At 49.1% G+C, this 21,224-nt stretch carries 15 protein-coding genes; 2 read left to right on the forward strand and 13 right to left on the reverse strand.

The features are described from left to right. Positions 1 to 115: 115 nt before the first annotated feature. The 6 genes from OCU21_RS03065 to OCU21_RS03090 form a co-directional block, all read right to left on the reverse strand. Complete coding sequence (locus tag OCU21_RS03065; protein WP_261806040.1) at positions 116 to 1,075, reverse strand: ATP-binding cassette domain-containing protein; 960 nt, start codon at positions 1,073 to 1,075, stop codon at positions 116 to 118. Beyond that, on the reverse strand, positions 1,062 to 2,171 hold the full coding sequence (locus OCU21_RS03070; RefSeq protein ID WP_261806041.1) for an ABC transporter ATP-binding protein: 1,110 nt from the start codon (positions 2,169 to 2,171) through the stop codon (positions 1,062 to 1,064). The genes OCU21_RS03065 and OCU21_RS03070 overlap by 14 nt, the downstream gene beginning before the upstream one ends. An 11-nt stretch (positions 2,172 to 2,182) precedes the next feature. Beyond that, positions 2,183 to 3,154, reverse strand: coding sequence for an oligopeptide ABC transporter permease OppC (gene oppC / locus OCU21_RS03075; protein ID WP_261806042.1), 972 nt, complete (start codon positions 3,152 to 3,154; stop codon positions 2,183 to 2,185). A gap of 3 nt (positions 3,155 to 3,157) precedes the next feature. Then, complete coding sequence (locus OCU21_RS03080) at positions 3,158 to 4,648, reverse strand: ABC transporter permease (protein ID WP_261806043.1); 1,491 nt, start codon at positions 4,646 to 4,648, stop codon at positions 3,158 to 3,160. Positions 4,649 to 4,737: 89 nt separating this feature from the next. Then, positions 4,738 to 6,717 (reverse strand): peptide ABC transporter substrate-binding protein, encoded by a 1,980-nt coding sequence (locus OCU21_RS03085; RefSeq protein WP_261806044.1) that lies wholly within the window; start codon positions 6,715 to 6,717, stop codon positions 4,738 to 4,740. 305 nt (positions 6,718 to 7,022) lie between these two features. Continuing rightward, positions 7,023 to 7,220 (reverse strand): hypothetical protein, encoded by a 198-nt coding sequence (locus tag OCU21_RS03090; RefSeq protein WP_261806045.1) that lies wholly within the window; start codon positions 7,218 to 7,220, stop codon positions 7,023 to 7,025. Positions 7,221 to 7,390: 170 nt separating this feature from the next. Here OCU21_RS03090 and OCU21_RS03095 point away from each other — a divergent pair, with 170 nt between their 5' ends. Further along, positions 7,391 to 8,401 carry a zinc-binding alcohol dehydrogenase family protein gene (locus tag OCU21_RS03095; protein WP_261806046.1) on the forward strand — a complete coding sequence of 337 codons (1,011 nt, stop codon included), beginning with the start codon at positions 7,391 to 7,393 and terminating at the stop codon, positions 8,399 to 8,401. Between the two features lie 1,640 nt (positions 8,402 to 10,041). On the opposite strand, the gene OCU21_RS03100 is transcribed toward OCU21_RS03095, so the two are convergent. From OCU21_RS03100 to OCU21_RS03125, 6 genes are all read right to left on the reverse strand, one after another. Further along, the gene (locus OCU21_RS03100) at positions 10,042 to 11,043 is read right to left on the reverse strand and encodes an NAD(P)-dependent oxidoreductase (protein ID WP_125599603.1); all 1,002 of its coding nucleotides are present in this window, start codon (positions 11,041 to 11,043) and stop codon (positions 10,042 to 10,044) included. A 69-nt stretch (positions 11,044 to 11,112) separates the two neighbouring features. Beyond that, positions 11,113 to 12,171 carry an AEC family transporter gene (locus OCU21_RS03105; protein WP_261806047.1) on the reverse strand — a complete coding sequence of 353 codons (1,059 nt, stop codon included), beginning with the start codon at positions 12,169 to 12,171 and terminating at the stop codon, positions 11,113 to 11,115. Between the two features lie 254 nt (positions 12,172 to 12,425). Further along, entirely contained in the window at positions 12,426 to 13,355 is a 930-nt protein-coding gene (locus OCU21_RS03110; protein ID WP_261806048.1) for an alpha/beta hydrolase, read from the reverse strand. 1,056 nt (positions 13,356 to 14,411) lie between these two features. Further along, positions 14,412 to 15,704 (reverse strand): ABC transporter permease, encoded by a 1,293-nt coding sequence (locus OCU21_RS03115; protein WP_261806049.1) that lies wholly within the window; start codon positions 15,702 to 15,704, stop codon positions 14,412 to 14,414. Then, the gene (locus OCU21_RS03120; RefSeq protein WP_261806050.1) at positions 15,697 to 16,593 is read right to left on the reverse strand and encodes an ABC transporter ATP-binding protein; all 897 of its coding nucleotides are present in this window, start codon (positions 16,591 to 16,593) and stop codon (positions 15,697 to 15,699) included. The genes OCU21_RS03115 and OCU21_RS03120 overlap by 8 nt, the downstream gene beginning before the upstream one ends. 944 nt (positions 16,594 to 17,537) lie before the next feature. After that, the gene (locus tag OCU21_RS03125) at positions 17,538 to 17,783 is read right to left on the reverse strand and encodes a hypothetical protein (RefSeq protein WP_261806051.1); all 246 of its coding nucleotides are present in this window, start codon (positions 17,781 to 17,783) and stop codon (positions 17,538 to 17,540) included. Between the two features lie 274 nt (positions 17,784 to 18,057). On the opposite strand from OCU21_RS03125, the gene OCU21_RS03130 reads away from it, so the two are divergent. Then, positions 18,058 to 18,465 (forward strand): hypothetical protein, encoded by a 408-nt coding sequence (locus tag OCU21_RS03130; protein WP_261806052.1) that lies wholly within the window; start codon positions 18,058 to 18,060, stop codon positions 18,463 to 18,465. Between the two features lie 458 nt (positions 18,466 to 18,923). Here OCU21_RS03130 and OCU21_RS03135 read toward each other — a convergent pair whose 3' ends face one another. Then, positions 18,924 to 21,098: a glycoside hydrolase family 65 protein gene (locus tag OCU21_RS03135; RefSeq protein ID WP_261806053.1), complete on the reverse strand. Its 2,175-nt coding sequence runs from the start codon at positions 21,096 to 21,098 to the stop codon at positions 18,924 to 18,926. Positions 21,099 to 21,224 lie beyond the last annotated feature (126 nt).

Here is a 21,224-nt window from a genome sequence, read left to right on the forward strand (position 1 = left end):
GGTCTTCCGGCTGTCAAGCATTTGCGTCAACTTTTTTCACTTAAATAACGGGTATATAACGGTATAACGGTGCTATAGCGGTGCTACACATTAGCGGTGTGCCGTGATAACGCTACTAGTTGACCCCTTGCGCCTGCTTGTCTAGGAGTTGGCGGTAATGTTCTTCTTCAGGCGCGTTGGCGTAGATGAAGTGACCTGGTTTGACTTCAACAAAGGATGGCTTGTCCACACTGTAATCGTGCATCTTCGGATCATAAACCAAGAGTTTCTTCTCCCGAGCTAATTTAGGGTCGGGGATCGGCACAGCCGACAAAAGCGCTTGGGTGTATGGGTGTAACGGATTGTTGAAAAGTTCTTCCGTTTCCGCCAATTCCAAGATCCGACCGTTACGAATAACGGCGATCCGATCAGAAATGAAGTGAACAACGGACAAGTCATGGGCGATAAAGAGATAGGTCAAGTTGCTTTCCCGCTGGAATTTCTTCAACAGGTTCAAAACTTGGGCCCGGATCGACACGTCTAAAGCTGAGATCGGTTCATCCGCAACGACTAATTCTGGCTGCATGATCAAAGCACGAGCGATCCCGATCCGTTGCCGCTGACCACCAGAGAATTCATGGGGATAGCGGTATAAATGTTCAGGTAAGAGGCCAACTTCTTCGATGATCTGGGTCACTTTTTGCAAGCGATCTTCTTCAGAATCGAACAAGTTGAAGTTATATAACCCCTCAGAAATGATGTAGTCGATCGTTGCCCGTTCGTTCAATGATGCAGATGGATCTTGGAAGATCATTTGGATCTTGCGCGAAACATCCTGTTCTTGATGGCGGGACAATTTCTTATTGATCTGAGTGCCATTGAAGGTGATCGTCCCGTTGCTGGTCGGGTTGATCCCCAAGACAGCGCGGCCGATCGTTGTTTTACCTGAGCCAGATTCTCCAACTAAGGAGAAAGTCTCGCCGCGATAAATATCGAAATTAACATCTTGCACAGCAACGAATTTGTTCTTGCCTTCACCGAAAGAAATCTCTAAGTCACGGAGCGACAACAACACGTCTTTTTTATTTACGGTCATGTTCTTCGTCCTCCAAATTCTCCTCAACTTTAACGTCATGATCAAGTTGATTGTCCTTGACCAAAGTTTGTTCGAACCGTTCATGCAGGTTCTGGATCAACGCTGGCTTTTCGACCCGTGGTGCCCGGGGATCGAGGAGCCAAGTTTTGGCGAAATGGGTCGGTGAAACTTGGAACATTGGTGGTTCCGCTTCGAAGTCGACCTTCATGGCGAAAGGATTACGGGGCGCGAACGCATCCCCTTCAATATCCTTGTAAAGTGATGGTGGTGTGCCCGGGATCGAGTACAGGTCGCCGCCTTTTTGCGCCAATTGTGGCAGTGAAGATAATAAACTCCAAGTATAGGGATGCCGTGGATTATAGAAAATCTCATCGCACGTGCCGACTTCAATGATCTCGCCAGAATACATGACGGCGATCCGATCCGCGATCGAAGCGACGACACCCAAGTCATGGGTGATGAAGATCGTCGTGAACTTATACTCGCGTTGGAGTTCCTTGATCAGTTCCAAGATCTGCGCTTGGATCGTCACGTCCAACGCGGTCGTTGGTTCGTCACAGATCAAGATATTCGGATGACAAGCCAAAGCGATGGCGATCACGATCCGTTGCCGCATCCCGCCAGAATACTCAAAAGGATATTCGTCATAACGGTCCGCCGCGTTAGGGATCCCGGTCCGATCCATCAGTTCGATCGCCAATTTCTTCGCTTCGGATTTGCTTTTACCTTGGTGCTTGATAATGACTTCAGCGATCTGGGAACCAATCGTTTTGATGGGATCCAAGGAAGTCATCGGGTCCTGGAAAATCGTGGCGATTTCCTTGCCGCGGATTCCTTCCCACTGCTTATCTTTCTTTAAATCACTAAGTCGTTTGCCTTTATAATCAATCGTGCCATGGGTGATGCTCCCGTTTTGTTCCAACATTCCAGTAAACGTCTTGGTCAAGACGGATTTACCGGAACCGGATTCGCCAACGATCGCGAAGATCTCTTGATCGTGCAATTCCAAAGAAACGTTCCGGATCGCTTTTAATTCTTTACCACGAACTTGAAACCCAACGGAAAGATCCTTGACAGTTAAAATATTTTCAGTCATGCTGTTCCCTCCTACATATGAGTCCGTGGATCTGACGCGTCAGCTAAGTTCTGCCCAACGATATACAACGAAACGGTGATCAACGCCAAAACAAGTACTGGCAACCAGAACAAGTAAGGGTAGCTGGTCATATACGGTGAATATTGGGAAATCAAGCGGCCTAATGAAGGCACGTCAGCACTCAACCCGACGCCTAAGAAGGACAAGAACACTTCGATCGAAATGAAACTTGGCAACAACTGCGAGACTTGCGTCACGATAACAGAGGTCAAATAAGGAAGGATATTTCTGAAGATCATCCGTCGTGTTGGGGTACCCAACGTCCGCGAAGCGATATTATACTCGCGATCCCGCATGATCATGACCTGGACCCGAATGAAGTAGGCCGTCCCCAGCCAAGATGTTACCGTCATCGCAAAAATCAAATTCCAGAAACCATTACCAAACGTATAAGACAAGACAATGACGATCAAAGTCATCGGCACGTTAGAGATCACATTATAGATTTCCAACATGATCCGGTCGATCTTCTTGGAAACACCCCAGAACGCCCCAACGATCACGCCGACTGTTGTGACGATCAATGACGCGATCACCCCAATGGAGACAGACGTCTTGGCCCCAGCCCAAACGGCATCGAACAACGATTTACCATCGGCGTCGGTCCCAAACCAATATTGAGCACTGGGCCAGTTGTAACGCGCGTTTAAATTATTCACACCGCGCACATCCATCAAACTATAACCACTGAATAGCGGCTGGATATAAGACATCAGCAAGATCACAACCATCAAAACCAACATAAAAATCGTGACTGGGTTGGCAAAGAAGGTTTTCCAAACTGATTTCCAATAAGAATATTTCGGCGTATCGATAATTTCGGTCGCCTTTTTATCTAAACTGACCAGGACGAAATCTTCATCCTTGGCTACTGCTCTCGGCTTGACCGCCTCAGCAGCTACTGTTGCGTTTTTCTTTGCCATCTGCTAATCATCTCCTGACGCTGAAAGTTTGATACGAGGATCGACCGCCGTCATCAATAAGTCACCAAGCAAGATCGAGAACACAGAAATCGTGGTGAAAATGAAAACTAAGCCGATCACGATCGGGTTGTTATGGGTAATAATTGCATCGGGCAACATTTTACCCATCCCAGGCATTGCGAAAATTGTTTCGGTCATGGTCGCGCCGCTGATCAACCCAATAATTGAACCAGGGATCCCTTGAACGATCGGGATCGAAGCATTCTTGAAGATATGCTTACGGTAGATCTCGCCATCGTTCAAGCCCTTGGCCTTAGCAAACTTAACGTAATCAGAAGATTGTTGATCGATCATATAACGCCGGAACCAAATGACCAATCCGGAAACAGACAAACCAGCTAAAACTAAGGTTGGTCCGACCCATGAACTAAAGACTTCCGCCCCTAACGTTGGGAAGGAATCTGGGACGCCCAGCCAAGTCGTGAAGAGGTAACGGAAAGCATAGATGAAGGCTAAACTTGGTACGGCGATCAAAATAGTCACGATCCCAGTACCGAGTTTGTCGACCCAACGACCCTTGAACTGGGCCATTAAGATCGCCATCGGGATCGAGATCACGTAGGTGATGATCAAGGCGAAGATCCCCGCTTTAAACGAAGTCCCGATCATTGAAGGATCACTGAGAACTTGCGCGGTACTCGTGTAGTCATCGCCATAACGCTCATATTCCGTCTTATCTTGCCGATTTTTCGGTTGATAAGCCCGCAAATAAACATTATCCGCCGTGTTCCGCTTGCTACCATCAGGGTAAGTGTATTGCGTGATCTCCGCGCGACCCTGTCGTCCGCCAATAACAGATGAAACCGGCAAACCAGCATAAGTCGGATAAGAGGTCCCTAAATTAAACTTCAGGAAATTTTGGTGGATATAAGGGAAGGAACTATTGAAGTAGATCTGGTAGCGATATTTAGTTCCTGAACCAACTAGGGCAAACCCAACCAGTTTATCATTAGTGAACTTCAAATAACGCTTCAAATTAGGATTACTCTTGTCATGGATCGCCCAAGGATTGTCCCATTGGATCAAATTACCATAGAAACGTCCTAAGCGTTCATATAAAGGTAATTCGCGGGTCGCATAATAGGCCTTGCTCTTTTTGAACTGTTTGATCGTAAACCCATTCTTCTGGGCCCAATCCTTGATTGCCTTCTCATTGGTCGAGTTGACCGCGGCAGTCACCTTAGGACTATCCTTCTTGACCTGTGCGATCAAGGATTTGGTATCGTGATACTCGATGTAATTCATTTTGGCAAAGGCGTTATTCTCATAATCACTTAACTTATCTGGGTCGGACTTCAATTTACTGACCATTGGATCACTCTTGAACACGTCCCGTCGGGGGACCATGGAGTAGATCACAATGTACGTCAAGGTCGTTACCAGAAATATACTGAGCAGTGATCGCAGGATTCGACCCCAAATATACTTCTTCATCTAATAGTTCCTCCTTAATGCTGACCTCATGGTGAGAAAAGCAGAAAAAAGGCTAGTATAGGCTAGCCTTTTTCGCCGTTCTCTAAATCTTACTCTTTTGCTGCTTCTTTGGCAATCTCGGCACGCTTCTTTTCCCAAGCTTTTTTAGCTTTGTCCATCTGAGCAATTGTAACTGGTTTTGCTTGTACTTCCATAAACTTGAACTTCAAGTTACCTAACCCGGACCAAGCAAACGCTTGAGTATACGGAACGACCTTAGTAACTGATGGTGTCCCACCTAATGACTTCACTGGGATCTGAACGGTACTATCTAACAATTGCGCTTCAGCAGCGGCAAACGCCTTGTAACGCGCGTTCGTATCATTAGTGATCGCTTCAGCCTTTTCCAATAAGGTCTGGTAAGTATCTAAACCAACAGCCTTCTTAGCAGCCGCATTTTGATCAGCACCTGCTTCTAAGCCAAGGGTCGTCAACATTGTCCCATCGACTGGGCTGTAGATATCCAAGTAACTTGATGGGTCATCATAGTCAGGGCTCCAACCAGAAGCGTTACTGATATCAAAGTCAGCTGCCGCACCAGTCGTTGCTTGGTAAGTTGCTGCCAAGTACTTGTCTTCGCTCAACATTTGAATGTCGATAACAACGTTAGAAGTTCCCAAACTCTTTTCAACAGAGTCCTTGAATGATTTAGTCTGGTTCAAAGTAGTTGTTGCTTTTTGATCAGCAGGTAAATCTAAGTGGATCGGGAAGGAAACGCCTTGAGCTTGTAATTCCTTCTTCGCTTTAGCGAATAATTTCTTCGCCCGAGCTGGGTCATAAGTTGCGTCTTGAGCGTCAGCCAAGTTGATCGCGCCCCATGCGCTACTGTCTAATGCTGCTAAATCAGATTCAACTTGTTTGCCGTAATCTTGACCATCAACAGAAACAAAGGCTGGTGGTGTGACTTCATTACGTAAGGACTTAGTTGCGCCTTCTTTACCAGTAGACTGAGCGTTATAAGCACCCTTGTCGAAGGCTGCTTGGATCGACTGACGGAAGCTCTTATTCAAAACAGCTTTCTTAGTGTCAGACTTCAAAGCGTCGGTCTTCTTAGAAGTTGCGCCGTAAGCTTTACGATCCAAGTTGAACGTGAAGTTATAAACAGCGGCATCTTGGTCTTGCCAAACGATATTGTTCTTAGCATCTTTAACGACCTGGTCATAACCTGCAGAACTTGGGTAGACCCGACTCTTGGTGTAATCGCCCTTCTTAAAGGACTTGTACAAGCCATCAGGATTAGAACCATCATTATAAGTCAACTTAACGTCTTTAACGTGGACGTTCTTCTTATCCCAATAGCTCTTGTTAGCCGTATATTCGATCACAGACTTCGAAGTGAAGTTAGCTAACGTATAAGCGCCGTTGTAAAGGATCGCGTCAGCCTTTGGTTTACCAAAGTCGCTGCCTTTTTCCTTCAAGAATTTAGCATTGACTGGGAACATGATCCCATAAGTTAATTTCGAGTTCCAATAAGTTTCTGGTTGGTTCAAAGTATATTGCAACGTATAATCATCAACAGCTTTTACCCCAACGGTCGAGAAGTCCGTGGTTTTACCATTGACATAATCATCCAAGCCCTTGATACTGCCTTGAACAACATATAATGTTTCAGACTTAGCGGCAACGGCATGTTTCAATCCAGTTACCCAGTCCTCAGCTTTAACATTGGCATATTCATTGCCTTCGCTGTCGACCCACTTGACACCCTTGCGAATCTTGTAAGTATAAGTCAAGCCGTCATCGCTGACTTTCCAAGATGTCGCCAAGTCAGGCTTCAGTTGACCATAACGATCGTTTTCCAACAAGCCATCAATAAAGTTAGAATAGTGATCACTATTAGTTTGTCGCATCGAAACCGTGTAATCAAAGTTGTCTGGATCCGTTGCGTAAACATAGTTATACTGGGTCGTGCTAGTTTCTGGAATGACGCTGCTGCCACCGTTCGTTGCTGACTTTTTATTGCCACATGCGCCAAGCAGTGCCACACTGATCAAGGCAGCTGCCAATAGCCCCTTCTTCGAATTCTTCATGTAAAAACCCTCCAAATCTAAATTCCCTCTCAGTCAAACGCTAAAAATTGCTTTCTGAAATTGATAAAATAATACAATTATTAAACTTTAATGTCAATACCAAAATTCCAATTAATTTGGAATTCCTGACTAGATACCCACTTAAGGCAGCGCTGCCAACGTTGATGCATCAGTGCTACAGCGCCCAATAAAAAATATGAGAAATTATTTTATTTTCTGTCATAAATCCATCAAATCTGGCCTTCCTCTGAACTGATGATGAGAGTTAAGCTTGACCCACCCAGATAGACCAACCAACTAAAAGTTTATTTTTTCGAGCGGAGTTGCTGGATCGCCGCCAAGATCGTCAAAATTATCCCCAAAATGAGAACAACCGCCATTGGTCCGTTGAGAACCCCAGTCTTAAAGTAATCCCGCAGTAATAAGTAGCCGCCCGCGACCCAAATCAAAATCGCAATCAGAATCGTTAGTGTGTGGTCGCGACCAGAATCCCGATTGAACATACCAACTTTTCTCCCCCTTCTGCGTGAATCTCATGATATTATCATCATACCATTTTTCTGAGGAAAATAGGGGCCTTTTCCCCAGTGATTCTCTAATTAGGTTTAGAATATACTCGACTGTTAATATTTATACGCTTCTGATCGATTTCATGAGGGAGGTCTCATTAATCATGACAGAAACAACCGTTTACAGCTTCACTGACGGCTTCCAATTAGGTAATGGACAATTCAACGCGGAACGGCGTGAATTGCCCACACCGCAAGCCCATGACCTTCTGGTGCAGGTAGCAGCCACTGCGGTCAATCCGGTGGACACCAAATTGCGCCAAAATTTGACTGGTCCCCAGAATCACGTTTTAGGTTACGACGGCGCGGGCGTGATCCTAGCAAAAGGCGACCAAGTCGATGATTTTCAGGTTGGTGACCAAGTCTACTACGCTGGCACTACCCAGCGCCAAGGTAGTTATGCCACTGCCCAGTTGATCGACAGCCGCCTGGTCGCGGCCAAACCGACAAATCTAACGATGACCGCCGCCGCAGCCATGCCCTTGACCACTCTGACCGCCTGGGAATTACTTTTTGAACGGATGGGCTTTCCCGCCGTCAAAAACGCTAACGCAGGTCGGCATTTGTTGATCATCAACGGCGCAGGCGGCGTCGGTTCGATCATGAGCCAGTTGGCCCATTGGAGCGGCTTCACCGTCGCGGCCACCGCCAGCCCTAAGCACTTTCCTTGGTTGCAACAACATCAAGTCGACCTGCCCCTGGATTATCATCATAACTTGCCCGCGCAACTGACGGACGCTGGTTGGCCCCCAGTCGACGCCGTGGCGATCCTCACCGAACCAACCGCCTACTTCGCCTTAGCTGCGGCGGTGATCGCACCCTTGGGTCACGTGGGCAGCATCGTTGAAGCGACCAATGATCTCCCCCTAGGGTCGTTGAAGGCCAAAAGCGCAAGTTGGCATTGGGAATATATGTTCACTAAGACAGACTATCAAATGGAGCTGGCCACCCAGGGTCAGATTTTGGCGCGGGCCGCGCGGTTATTCACTACCGGCGAGTTGCGCAGCAATGTCACCACGGTTTTGGCCGGGCTGTCCAATGACAATCTGCTGACCGCGCATCGCTTGCTGGAAACTGGCCATACGCAAGGCAAAATCGTTCTGCAGGTTATTTAATGCCACCTAAAGTAGATTGGCCGCGGCTTACGCTGCGAAATTCGGGGTGAGCTCGCTGTGGGCGTCACTTTGAGCTTCGCGAAACCCGCGCGAATCTCAAAGCTGAGCCTTGTCCTAAGTGGCACAGCCACCAAGGACAATTTCACGGCAATCTCACCCCGAATTTCTCCGCTCCAGCCGCTCAACGTTATAACAGCCGGTTGAGCACTCCCGCCAGCCGGCAAGCTATGGTCAATTGATGGGGAACCACGCGGTTGACGACCGTGGTTAGTAGTCACAAGTTTTACATTGGTGACACCAGTGAGGTCTGTCTGATGAACCAAGGTAAGTTCTGAATGGATCAGCCGGATCGGTCGATTTCACTCAGGAACCGTTCAGAAAACAAGTAGAGATGTTCAGCCTACGCAAAATGTCCCGACCTCCTAATCCGAATCCGTTGGCATTGCCGTACCACCCTAGAAAGGGCAATTGTTTGACCTCAATCTTGCAAAAGCGCTTCGTCAAATCCTTCACCTGAATTGCAGATACGCTCAATTCTGCCTAGCAACCGCCTCAGGACGTGTGGCTCAGCGGTGAAATTTTTCTTTTTAGCTGCGGAGCAGATACTTAGAAAAAGGCCTGATTTTGAGACAAGCCGCGGTCTTTGCGGATTGGCTCAAAACAGTGCCCACTGCGTTCCAGCCACGACAAACGTCCTGAGGCGGTTGCGTCCCCCACCCAAACCCAGCACATCTGCAATCAAGCGAAAGCTCAAACGCAAAAAGCGCCGTCCCCCGGGCAAGGGAACGGCGCCTATTTAAGACAATTATTTTAAGGGGAGGAGGGTATTCGCGCGGGCAAGCGCGAATACGTTAATGATAAAATGAAGAAAATTTGGAAAGGGTTGGTCGCAAGCGGGCAACTTGCTACCTAGCGTTTTAGGGTGTGTTCTTGCTGGCGGGCAACCAGCGTGAACACGGTGTAATCTGTAGCGGGCAACTACGATTACATTAAGTTTTAGAATTTGGATTTTTATCTAGATCGTGGTGGTGCAGCTGCTTCTTGCATCAGTGTTGGTCGGAAGTGCGGCCAGTGGATGCGGAGCAGGTTTTGTTTGTCATGGGCATCACCTCTTGCTTTCTATGTTGATAACTATACCCAACTTTTGCGAAGAATCTCTAATGGAATTAAGCGACTTGCGCGAATAAAAATTGAAGAAAAAATGATGATCGACCCTAAGTGTGAAGAAAATATAAAGCCGGCGCTCCCCCAACCTTCAGCAAAACGCTGAGGGATCAAGGAACGCCGGCTCTATTTAAAATGTACTCACCACAACTGAATTCTACGCTTAGCCACACAAAAATTCTGGAGGCATAAACCCACCTCCAAAATCCTGGCTAGGTTAATGCTCAAAGTCAACCCGTAGTGTTCCGCACTCTGACGTTGGTGGGCTGTTTACTCGTTGGCGGAAGGTCGGGCTGGGGGTGAGTCAGCCGCGATATTATTCTTGGCGGCTCTGCCGCCTAGAATAAGGCCGAGTTTTGAGATTTTCGGTGCACTTCCGAAAAGCTCAAAATCGTGCCCGCAGCGTTCCACCACCCCCAGCCCGACCTGGAGCCCCACTACACTTGCCTGCCACCAACGCCCCTGAGCGGCCGCGCTTATTTTGCGTGCAATAAGTTCTTGCTGGTGCCCGTGGTCAAAACTTCGTTGAAATTGTCATAACTGATGTTGATCATGTCAGTCAAGGCTTCTTTGGTGTAAGAACCGATATGTGGCGTCAAGATCACCCGTGGATACAAATCGATCAAAGCGGCCAAGTCGGCGTTTTTGATGGGTTGATCTTGGAGATTTTTACCTAAATAATCCTTCTCATCGTCGATCACGTCGGCGGCGAAACCGCCTAACTTGCCGGCTTGCAGGGCCGCCACGATGTCAGCCACATTAGTGACTTCCGCCCGCGCGGTATTGACCAAGATCGCGGTCGGCTTCATCAATTTCAATAAATCGGCGTTGATGAAACGATCGTTTTCGCCCTTGATGTAAGGAACGTGTAGCGAGACGATGTCAGCCTGCGCCAGTAAGTCAGCCTGTTCAACGAAGGTCACGACTTCTTTGGCTTCATCAGATTGATAAATGTCATAGCCTAGAACTTTGGCGCCCAGCGCTTGATACGAGCGCGCTTCAGCGATCCCGATATGACCAGTGCCAATGATCCCCACGGTCAAATTACGGATCTCAGAGCTGAATTCTTCAGGCAAAACGCGGAAGTCTTTGGCCTGCGAATGATAAGCCGCGAAAGCCACGTGCCGTTGCAAGGTCAAGCCTAACGTCAACGCCAAATCAGCGACGGCGTTGGGTGAGTAAGAAGGGACCCGGGCCACTAATTGGCCATTGGCGTCAGCCGCCGCTAAGTCGATATGGTTGAACCCGACGGTGCGGGTGAAGACGTACTTGATACCCCAGTCTTTCATTTTAGCCAGATTGGTCGCGTCGGCCACACAATTAGCCCGCAACAGCACGGCATCGGCGCCTTTCGCTGTGTCGATGTTGTCGTGATTCAAGTATTCCGGCAATAATTTCAAGTCATAGTTGTAGCGATTCAATTTTTCGAAAAATGGGACTTCGTTTTCGCGAACGCCATAAGCAACGATTTTAAACATGAAAATCCTCCTTCAGCTAATCAAAATCAAGTTCAGATGCAGTCGCGCTGGTCGCGACTTGAGCCATCTCTAGAATAGACCTGTCGCGTTGATAATGGAAATGATCACAATCCAGATCGGCATCATCACCACCGCGCCGATCGTTGACAGCAACGAGGCGTTGGAGGCCATGATCGCTTCTCGATCGAAGCCAATCGCGTAAGATGACGCGACTGCGGCTGTTGGGGTGGCCATCATGATCAAGATCGTCGCCAAAGCAACTTGGTCAACAGGTAAGATATGCGTCACGGTCAGGATCAGCAACAAAGCCAAGTTGATCGCCGGCACAACAATAACTTTCATAGCTGTGTAGTACCAAGAAGTTTTGTCGGAAGCCGCGTCCTTGAAAGTAATCTCGCCCAAAGTCGACCCGATCGCTAACCAAGCTAACGGTGACGCCAAACCTGCCAAGTAAGTCAATGGCTTATACAGCCACAGCGCTGTTTGGTCGATCCGGTAGAAGGCAACTTGGCTCATTTTCTGTGTGGCCACATTCATGGCGCTGACTTGTGGCATGTAAGGTTGCAAGATCCACAGGAACAAGCCTAAGAAGGTCGCGATGACGATTGGATTGAGGAACATCTTCTTAATGTTCTTCTTATCCATTTCCAAGCCAGACATCTTGATATACGCGTACGAATATAAGAAGATCCGGTAACCAATGTTGAAGATCGACGCGTACATCGCGCCTTTAACGCCATAGATCGCCGAAACGATCGGGATCCCGAAGAACGTGGTCGAACCGAATGTCGTCAAGACACTGAGCACATCGCCCTTTTCTTTTGGATAGCGCAGATACATTAACTTAGTCACGAAAATCAAAACGATATAAACAACGATCCCGAAGATCAACACGTTGATGCCCTGACGTAACGTTTTCTGATCGATCGGTGCCATAAATGAGTTGAAGGCCAACGCTGGCAGTGACACTGACAACACGACCTTGGTCAAAACTTTCCCAAATTGGGCTGTGAAAATATTACGTTTTCTCAGAATAAAGCCCAACAAAATAATGAAGATCGTCGACGTGATGGCGCTGATGATGCTCATGTTGGTGAAAGTTTCAGCTAAAACTTTGCCAAAATCCATAATTCATAATCCTCCCAAAGATAATCATTTCTTTTGTACCACGAGTCATTATTCCACATCCAATCCCATTCAGCAACTATCTGAAACTGCGAAAAATACAGTTTTTTGTGAATAATCACTTTTTAAAAAATCGCACAATTAACTGATTGTGCGATTAGTTCAGTAATTATTAAAATAAGGCGATCAGTCACGGGCTTTCGCGGTCAACTTTGCGCACAAAAGACGAACGATCTGTGGTCAGAGCAAAATTGGCATTAAGAGAAATCACTCACATAACGACTTAAAAAATCTTTTACACGAGCAGCATACTGTGCTGAATCCGTAGCAAATGCGGCAGTATGACCTGCTCTTGGAACGATATAGGCCGCTTTCGGCGCTTGGCAAATTTTGTACATGTGCCGTTCTGACGCGATTGGTACATAATCGTCTTGATCACCATGAATGAACAAAGTCGGCGTGTGACTGCGCGCGACTTGGCTAGCAATGTCGCCTTCTTGCAACCGATAGTGGGCAAAATGATGCGTCAACAAACTGGCCAACCAAACTGTGGGCTCCTGCGGCAAATGATATTTTCCACTGACCCGCAATTTGATTTGCGGATAAACATGATCGAAGCCACAATCGTCAACGATCGCCTGAACGTTCGCCGGCAAATCGGCCTCGCCGCTGGCCGCTAAAACAGTGGCGCCACCCATACTGACCCCAGCCAACACGATTGCTGTCGCCGACCCACGTTGCCGCAAGATCTCCCGACTCCAAGCCACATAATCGCGGCGATCCAACCAGCCAAAGCCCAAGTTGAACCCGCCACTCAGGCCTTGACCACGACTGTCTGGCAACAACAGCCCACAACCCCACTGGGCATACAAACGGGCGTAGGGGATCATTTGCTGATGAGTGTGGTGATAGCCATGCGCTAGGACCACGATCGGGCGATCCGGTGTTGCTGGCGGGAGAAAGCGCGCCACCAACTGCAGGCCATCCTCGCTCTTGATCTGCCACGTTTGCCAAGCCTGTTGCTGATACCACTGGCGATCTGCGGCGCTGACTTGGGCCCAAGAGCGGTCAATATAGGCTTGCTTTTGCTTCGGTGTCGTGCGGATCGCAATCGTATAGGTTTTCCAAGCGGCGATGGCCAAGAACACCACGACCAGAATCAACACAATTAAAATAGCTATTTTCATGATGGTCAACCTCCAATAACGCTTCATCGTTATTATCTGGTTTTTAAAACTAGATGTCAAATCATTGACACCAGATCGATTTTGAGTTGGTATCACTTGAGCGAGTTGAAAGTATGATGTCCGCAGCTTGCGCTGCGAAATTCGGGGTGAGCTCGCTGTGGGCATCACTTTGAGCTTCGCAAAACCCGCGAATCTCAAAGCTGAGCCTTATTCTAAGCGGCAAAGCCGCTAAGAATAACGACACGGCGATCTCACCCCCGAATTTCTCCGCTCCAGCCGCTCAACATTATAACAATCGTTTGAGCACTCACGCCAACCGACAAGCTATGGTCAATTGATGGAGAACCACGAAAATGACGACCGTGGTTAGTGGTCACCAGCTTTAAATTGGCGACACCAGCGCAGTCTGTTTGATGAACTTAGGCAAGTTCTGGACGAATCAGCTGAATCGGTCGTTTTCACCAAGAATTGTTAAGGAAACAAGTAGAGATGTTCAGCCTACACAAAATGTCCCGACCTTCTAATCTAAATCCGTTGGTATTGCTTTACCACCACAAAAGTGGGCAATTGTTTGACCGCTAGCTCGCAAAACCACTTCGTCAGATACCCAACTTTGATTGCAGATAGGCTCGATTCTGCCTAGCAACCGCCTCAGGACGTGTGGCTCAGCAGTGAGATTTGTCTTAGTGGCTTTGCCACTTAGACAAAGACCTGATTTTGAGACAAGCCGCGCTCTTTGCGGATTGGCTCAAAACAGCGTCCACTGCGTTCCAGCCACTACAAACGCCCTGAGGCGGTTGCATTCACATCCAAACCCACCCATACCTGAAATCCAGTGGACGATCAAGAATAGGAACCAGTTGTTTCCAATCAATTCAAACGACGCCCACCACGTTCCAGTCCGCAACAGCAGTCCCAGCCGGTTGCGTCCCCACCAAACCCACCCACACCTGCAAAGAAAAAAAAGACCCGTTTTCCCAACCATGCGCCATGCATAGCGGGAAAACGGATCCGCTCTATTTTTCTAATATGGTTCTTGTCAACGATGGATGCAAATCAAGGCCGACTCTGCCGCTGACGATTGGTCAAGATCCGCCAAGATGCGCGCCACGATTGCCAGAGATTGCTGTCGGAGTAAACCAGCACGTTGGCCCGGTAGAAAATCAGCGAAACGTAGTAAAGCAGCATCAACACCACGACGGAGATCAGCAGTGACAGCCAACCGGCGCTAACGCTCATCGCCTCGGCGGAGACGCGCGCAGGCGCCAAAATCGGTGAAAGTAGCGGCACGAAGGCAGTCACCTTGATCAGAGTGTTGTTGATGCCATTGCCGGCCATGATGCCCAAGATATAAGCGAGTACCGCCACCATTGACAGCGGGGTGATCGCCTGTTGCGCCTGCTCAACCGAGGAGACCAATGACCCTAGCATCGCCGCCAAAACCGTGTAGGTCATAATGCCAACGATCAGAAATAGCCCGGTCAGTACCAGTTGGCCCGCCGCCAAACCTGGCAATTGAAAGTTGCTCAGCATGCTTTTGACTGCGGGAAATTCTTGGAAGAGGAAGTGGGTCACTAGCGGCTTGCCCACCAAACCCAAAACCACATAAACGCCGAGCTGAGTCATGATCAGCGCCAGGATCGCCACGATCTTGCCGATGAATTGTGTGTTGACGTTGATGCTGGATAAGACGATTTCCATGATCCGCGTGCCCTTTTCCGCCGCGACCTCACTGGCGATCATTCCCGCGTACATCATAATGAACATCATCATCAACACCGAGACCGCTGTCGCCACGATCGTATTGACCACCTGCTGGTTATTGTCGCGTTTCTCGGCCTTGCCTCGATCATTGAAAGCGACCGTGGTCTGCGTGGTCTTGATCGGCGCTAGTAACGTCTGCAAGGCGGCCCCGCTGAGTTGCAAGCGCTCGGCCTGATACTGCAAGCTCAATTGATTGAATTGCGCGTCCAGAGTAGAAAATGGCAGCCCTTGCCCACTGGCGCGACTAACGTAGCTAACTTTCATCTGATTATTCTGACTGGTCAAAACCGCGTAGCCATCTATTTTTGAGCGACTCAACGCTCGTTTGGCCTGCGCTTCCGTGGTGATTTTAGTCGCCCGCTGATAGGAGTCGTTTTTCTTAGGCAAACTGGCCACCAGTGGCGCTAACTCGGCTTGCGGCGTGACCAAGGCCACATTCACTGGTTGCTGCGTTTTGACAATGCCGATCGTGATCACCCCGCCGATCAGCAGAAAGACCAGTGGCGCTAAAACCATCCAAATATAAGTGCCACTTTTCAAATTCTTCAAATAAACTTGGCGAAAAACAATTCGAAATTTACTCATGGTCCGCACCCGCTTTCAACTTGAAGATCTCCTCTAGCGTTGGCGGTTGTTGGCTAAACTCCGGCAAATAGCCCTGCGCCGTCACTAACTTGAACACCTCGTGACCCACCGCTTCATCCGCCAGCGTCAACTCCAAATCGTGACGCCGCGGCGTGATCCGAACCACGCCAGGGATCGCCGCTAACTGTTCTTGCGGTAGCGTTGTTTCCACATAAACCTTGATGCGCCCGAATTGCTGGCGCACCTGATCCACGGTCCCATTCAAAACCATTTCGCCTTGACGCAGCATCACCAACTGATCGCTGACCTGTTCCACATTGGTCATATTGTGATCCGAGTAAATGATTGCCGCGCCCTCGCGTTTCATGTCCAGCATGCCTTCCCGCAACAAACTAACATTAACTGGATCCAAGCCACTAAACGGTTCATCCAAAATAATCAACTTTGGATGATGGATCAAAGTTGCGATCAACTGTACCTTTTGCGCGTTACCCTTGGATAAATCACGAATCTTATCCGTCGGCTTAGCTTTGACCGCGAACCGGTCCAACCAACGCGGTACTTCCGCTCGGATCGTCGCCCGCTTCATGCCCCGCAGTTCCGCGAAATAAGTGATCTGATCCATCACCGTCATTTTCGGAAACAGACCACGCTCCTCAGGCAAATAGCCCAACTGATTATACTGAGCCTGGGTAAATGGCTGCCCTTGCCAGCGGATCTGACCCTGATCAGGTTCAATAAAGTTCAAGATCATCCGAAAAGTCGTCGTTTTGCCAGCGCCGTTTTGCCCGATCAGGCCTAAAATCTCTCCCGGATCCAGCGTGAAATCAACATGATCCACCGCTGTCATCGTACCAAACTTCTTTACTAGGTCATGCACCATTAACACAGGCACCAACCCCTCTCCCTCGAATGGCAAAAGCTTACCTGATTTAGCTGAAATTTACAAGCACTGTGCACTTAAACTGGTCAACAAGTCCGCTAGCAGGCTATCCCGTTCCAACCTTGGCCGCGGGCTGCGTTGCGTGTGGCGGGTGAACTCGCTGTGGGCCTGTATTCTGGCCGTAATTTCCACTGCGTGGTTTGGGTGTGAACTCGCTATGGTCGGCTGTTTCGTTCCAATCTTGGCCGCGGGATGCGTTGCGTGTGGCGGATGAGCTCGCTGTGGGCATCACTTTGAGCTTCGCAAAGTGCGCGAATCTCAAAGCTGAGCCTTATTCTAAGCGGCAAAGCCGCTAAGAATAACGACACGGCGATCTCACCCGCCACACTCCACTCCGCCCACTCAACCGTTTTAGGCAAACTAAGCTGCCACGCCACTCTACCTGCTCGTGTAAATTGACGGATTCCCACGTAGTTGATGACCATGGCTAGTAGTCACAACGTAACAATCAGCTTGATGATCACCAGCAACTGAATAGCGTATCACCGAACTTGTATCGTACTAGTCTGGACAATCGGTCGAGACAACTAGCCAGAGATTTTTCACCAATTGAAGTGATAGAATTTTGACCGCCACACTAGCAAAAGCACTTTATTAACTGCTTCGCCAAGATTGCAGATAAGCTCGATTCTGACCAGCAACCGCCTCAGGGCGTGTGGCTCAGCAGTGAAATTTGTCTTAGTGGCTTTGCCACTTATACAAAGGCTCGATTTGAAGACAAGCCGCTGCTTTTGCGGATTGGCTTCAAACGATGCCCACTGCGTTCCAGCCACTACAAACGCCCTGAGGCGGTTGCGTCCCCACCAAACCCAACTACATCTGCAATCAAGCGGAACAGGCAAATATAGAAACGGCACTTTTTCAATCAAGTCAAGCTGACGCTTAGACCACTAACGTTGTTGATCATGCAAACAGCGCCACGTCCCGATCAATAAGAGACCAAAATCCACCGCGATCAAATGTTGCTTTGCGACCGGCGCGAAGAACACCAGAATTGCGAATAAGACCAAGCCGAGCATAATGTAACCGATCGCTCCGATCTCAAAGGATCGTCGGCGCGATCGCCAGTCCAATTTAGTTAATAAAAATACCACCAATGTCATTAAAGCAAATAAGCCAACAACCACTTCCGCCATTTTATTGCCCCTTCGTTTGAAAAATAGAATCGTTAACTCCAGCTTAGTTGAGAGCCCTTAGGTAATTCAAGCGGATCAAGCGGCAACGAACGTTTTTTCTTGTTTGATCTCAGCTCCAAAAAGTGAAACTGCTTCATTGGACTGGAAAAAAGGGGTAGCATCACTAAATATCCCCGGCTTGTCTTTCTCAAAAAGGTTACCTATACTGAAGTCAATGCATTTTTATTGTGTTTTTTCTTATTCTCTGGCTGTGAACTCAATGAAAGTGAGCGCGATGATAACAATGCCACCCAGCTACACGCTAGAAACGCTTTTTCAGTATTTTCATTACTACCACCATCTTGGCCAACCACTTGACCTGACCGTCACCACGACCACTGATCATTTCATGCTGCTTGATGAGGAGATTTGGTCCACACCTCAGGCTAGCCAAGCGGCCCAGCAACGGATCCGATCCCTTTCACCTGCCGAGATCCGGCTTAGTTTTACCCTTGACGAGCCAAATGAGGACGACCATTTTCGCACGCTTGAGTTGATCAGCTTGCCCCAAGGACCCCCTTTACGATTTAGACAAAGTAAAACGCGGATTTGGGACAAACGGCCGCTGATCGCAAAACTCACTGAAGCGCCAACGACCGCTTTGACCTTAGTTGACCTATTAGATAAAACCAATTTGGATTAACAGCTATTTTCATATCGGTCATTGTACGGAAACCGTCTCAGTCCTAGGTCTGATTTACCTTTCCTTAAGGCTAACGTCAAACTTTCTTCACATTTTGCGGTTATATTGTACTCATAGCTTCGAAGGACTTACCCCTCCTTTGAAGCTAGCCCATAGTAATAACCCAACTTTTTCATTTCATTCTTACTCCTCCAAAGACAAGAATGAGCGTAGAGTTTCTCCTCTACAAACCCCATAGATAAGAAAACACACCAGTTGCCCGCTGGTGTGTTTTTGTGTGCGATTGGTTTGATTTCTTTCAGAAAACAGTGTGAGTGTTTCGACTATTTTTTCTGAAAAGAACCGGCTTAGGAAAAGATCTAGAACTCCTAGTGTGAAATCATCTTTCAACACCAAAAATCCTAGGCCCAGGGAAACAAATTTCAATCAAGCCTGGACCGCCAGTTGTTCTGTTGTTCTTACTCGACTTGCGCCGCCAGCGTCGTTGGTTGACCGGCGATCACGACTTCTAATGGCGCGCCGCTGAGAAGTTCCACGGTTGTTTGGTCCTTGGTTAGCTGGACTTGTAACTGGCGGCCGGCGATCTTCAAGCGGAAGGTCAGCCCGGACCACTTCTGCGGCAAATGATTATTGATGTGGAGCAGGCCGTCTTGCAGCGAAACTCCGGCAAAACCGTAGATCACACTTAGCCAGCTGCCGCCTAGATTGGCCATATGCAGGCCGTCCTTGGTGTTGCCCTGCAAGTCGGTCAGATCTAGCAGCGCTGAATCTAAGAAGTATTGGTAAGCCGCGTCATCATAACCTAACTGCGCCGCTAAAACGGCGAAGACGCTACGGGACAACGAGGAGTCATGGGTGGTGACTTTTTCATAATAGGCGTAATCGCGGGCCTGTTGCGCCGGTGACTTCTCACCCGGGAAGAGCAAGTTGGTCAGCAACATGTCCGGCTGCTTATTGACTTGGTAGCGGTAGATCGTTAACGGGTGATAATGCAGCAGCAAGGGGAAGTTGGCGGCAGGCGTACTTGCCAGCGGCCACAGCGGCTTGTTCAAGAAGGTGTCATCCTGAGGCGTTAACTGCCGTTGTTGATCAAAGCCCAAATAAATGCCCGCGGCGATCTCCTGCAAGGCCGTCATATCGGCTGCCGTCACTGGCAGTTGGGCACAGGCTTGAAACTGGGGATAGTATTTGAGGAACAATTCCAGATTATGTTTCGCCAAGCGGTTGGTGTAATAATTGTTGTCCACCAGCGCCGTGTATTCATCAGGCCCGGTCACATCATGGAACATGAAGCACCGTTGTCCGTTGCGTTCGCCCCAAGCCCCGAAGTTTTGCCAAAAGCGAGCCGTCTCCCAAAGGATCGGTAAGCCGTATTTCGCCATGAAGGGGTCGTCTAAGGTCGTTTCATAATAAAGTCCCACCGCATAAGCGATGTCCGCGTCCAAATGATATTGCGCCGTCCCCGCTGGGAAAAAGGCGCTAGCCTCTTGCCCGTTGATCGACCGCCAAGGGAACAACGCCCCAGCTGACACACCCAACTCCCGAGCACGTTGGCGCGCTTGAGGCAGTTGTTGATAGCGAAACTTCAGCAAGGCCCGAGCGATTTTCGGCTGGGTGTAGGTGAAGAAGGGCAGCATGTACATTTCCGTATCCCAGAAGAAGTGACCCTCGTAACCTGGTCCAGAAACGCCCTTTGCGGCAATACTGTACGCGCCGGTCCGATTCGCCGACTGACACAGTTGATACAAATTGAAATGGAGGCCGCGATCCAATTGCTCATCGCCGCTGATCTTGACTTCACCCGCCGCCCAGAAATCACGCCAGTACGTCGCCGTTCGTTGCCGCAACGCTGTGACTGTCGCAGCCGTCGCGGGTAGTAACTCCCGGTGCGGACCGAAATCAAGTTGGGCCAAATAAGTCAGCTCAAGCTGCGCCCCAGGCAATAATTGCACCACCCGGCGCAAGTCGGTCCCGATCCCCGCCATTTGCACCTGGGCCGTTAACTGACTGGTTTGCGTCGTGACAGTCTGCGTGAGCGTCTGCGCAGTCGACGCCAAAGTTGCGCTGGTCAATTGGCTACCCCGATCGACCACCCGCGGATCGTCAGGATCCACAGCGGCCGCCGCTGCCGCAGCCAAGGACAACCCTGGTTTGGTCAACGTCAGTTCGCCTTGGTAAGTCAACGATTTCACCTGATAATCCAATAAATAAGCGGATAGATCAGCATCCGCCTCACCAATTAGCGAGCGCACCGTTAACGTCAACGCCGCCGGTTCAGCCGCCGCGAAGCTCACGCCATAAACCGCCGTCAAAATCCCAGTGGCCATATCCAACGCCACACTCTGCGCGCCTAAACTGACCGCCGGACGTCCCGCCTGATCTTCAAGTTGTAATTGCCGCAATGACGGTAACGCGATGATCGTTTGGTGATTTTTGGCGTAGCCGTAAGCCGTCTCGCCATAAGTGATCGGCGCCTGCTCGTAGAACCCATTGATGATCGTGCCCGCGCTGGCCACCAACGGATCCGTCGCCTGCACGCCAAAACTCCCATTCCCCTGTGAGAAAATCGTCGCCACATTCGCCGCCGACTGATTCTTCAGATCCTGCAATTTCAATACAAATGGATTTGCCACTTGCTCGCCCTCCCAAAATTCTTGATCACGCCCGCACACATTCAAATGAGTCGAATTTGTACGGCGATTAATGCTCTTTCAGCATAGCATTTAGGTTCCCACCTGGCAATTATTGACACCGCTTTC

The organism is Lapidilactobacillus luobeiensis (genome assembly GCF_024345205.1).
Taxonomy (GTDB): domain Bacteria; phylum Bacillota; class Bacilli; order Lactobacillales; family Lactobacillaceae; genus Lapidilactobacillus; species Lapidilactobacillus luobeiensis.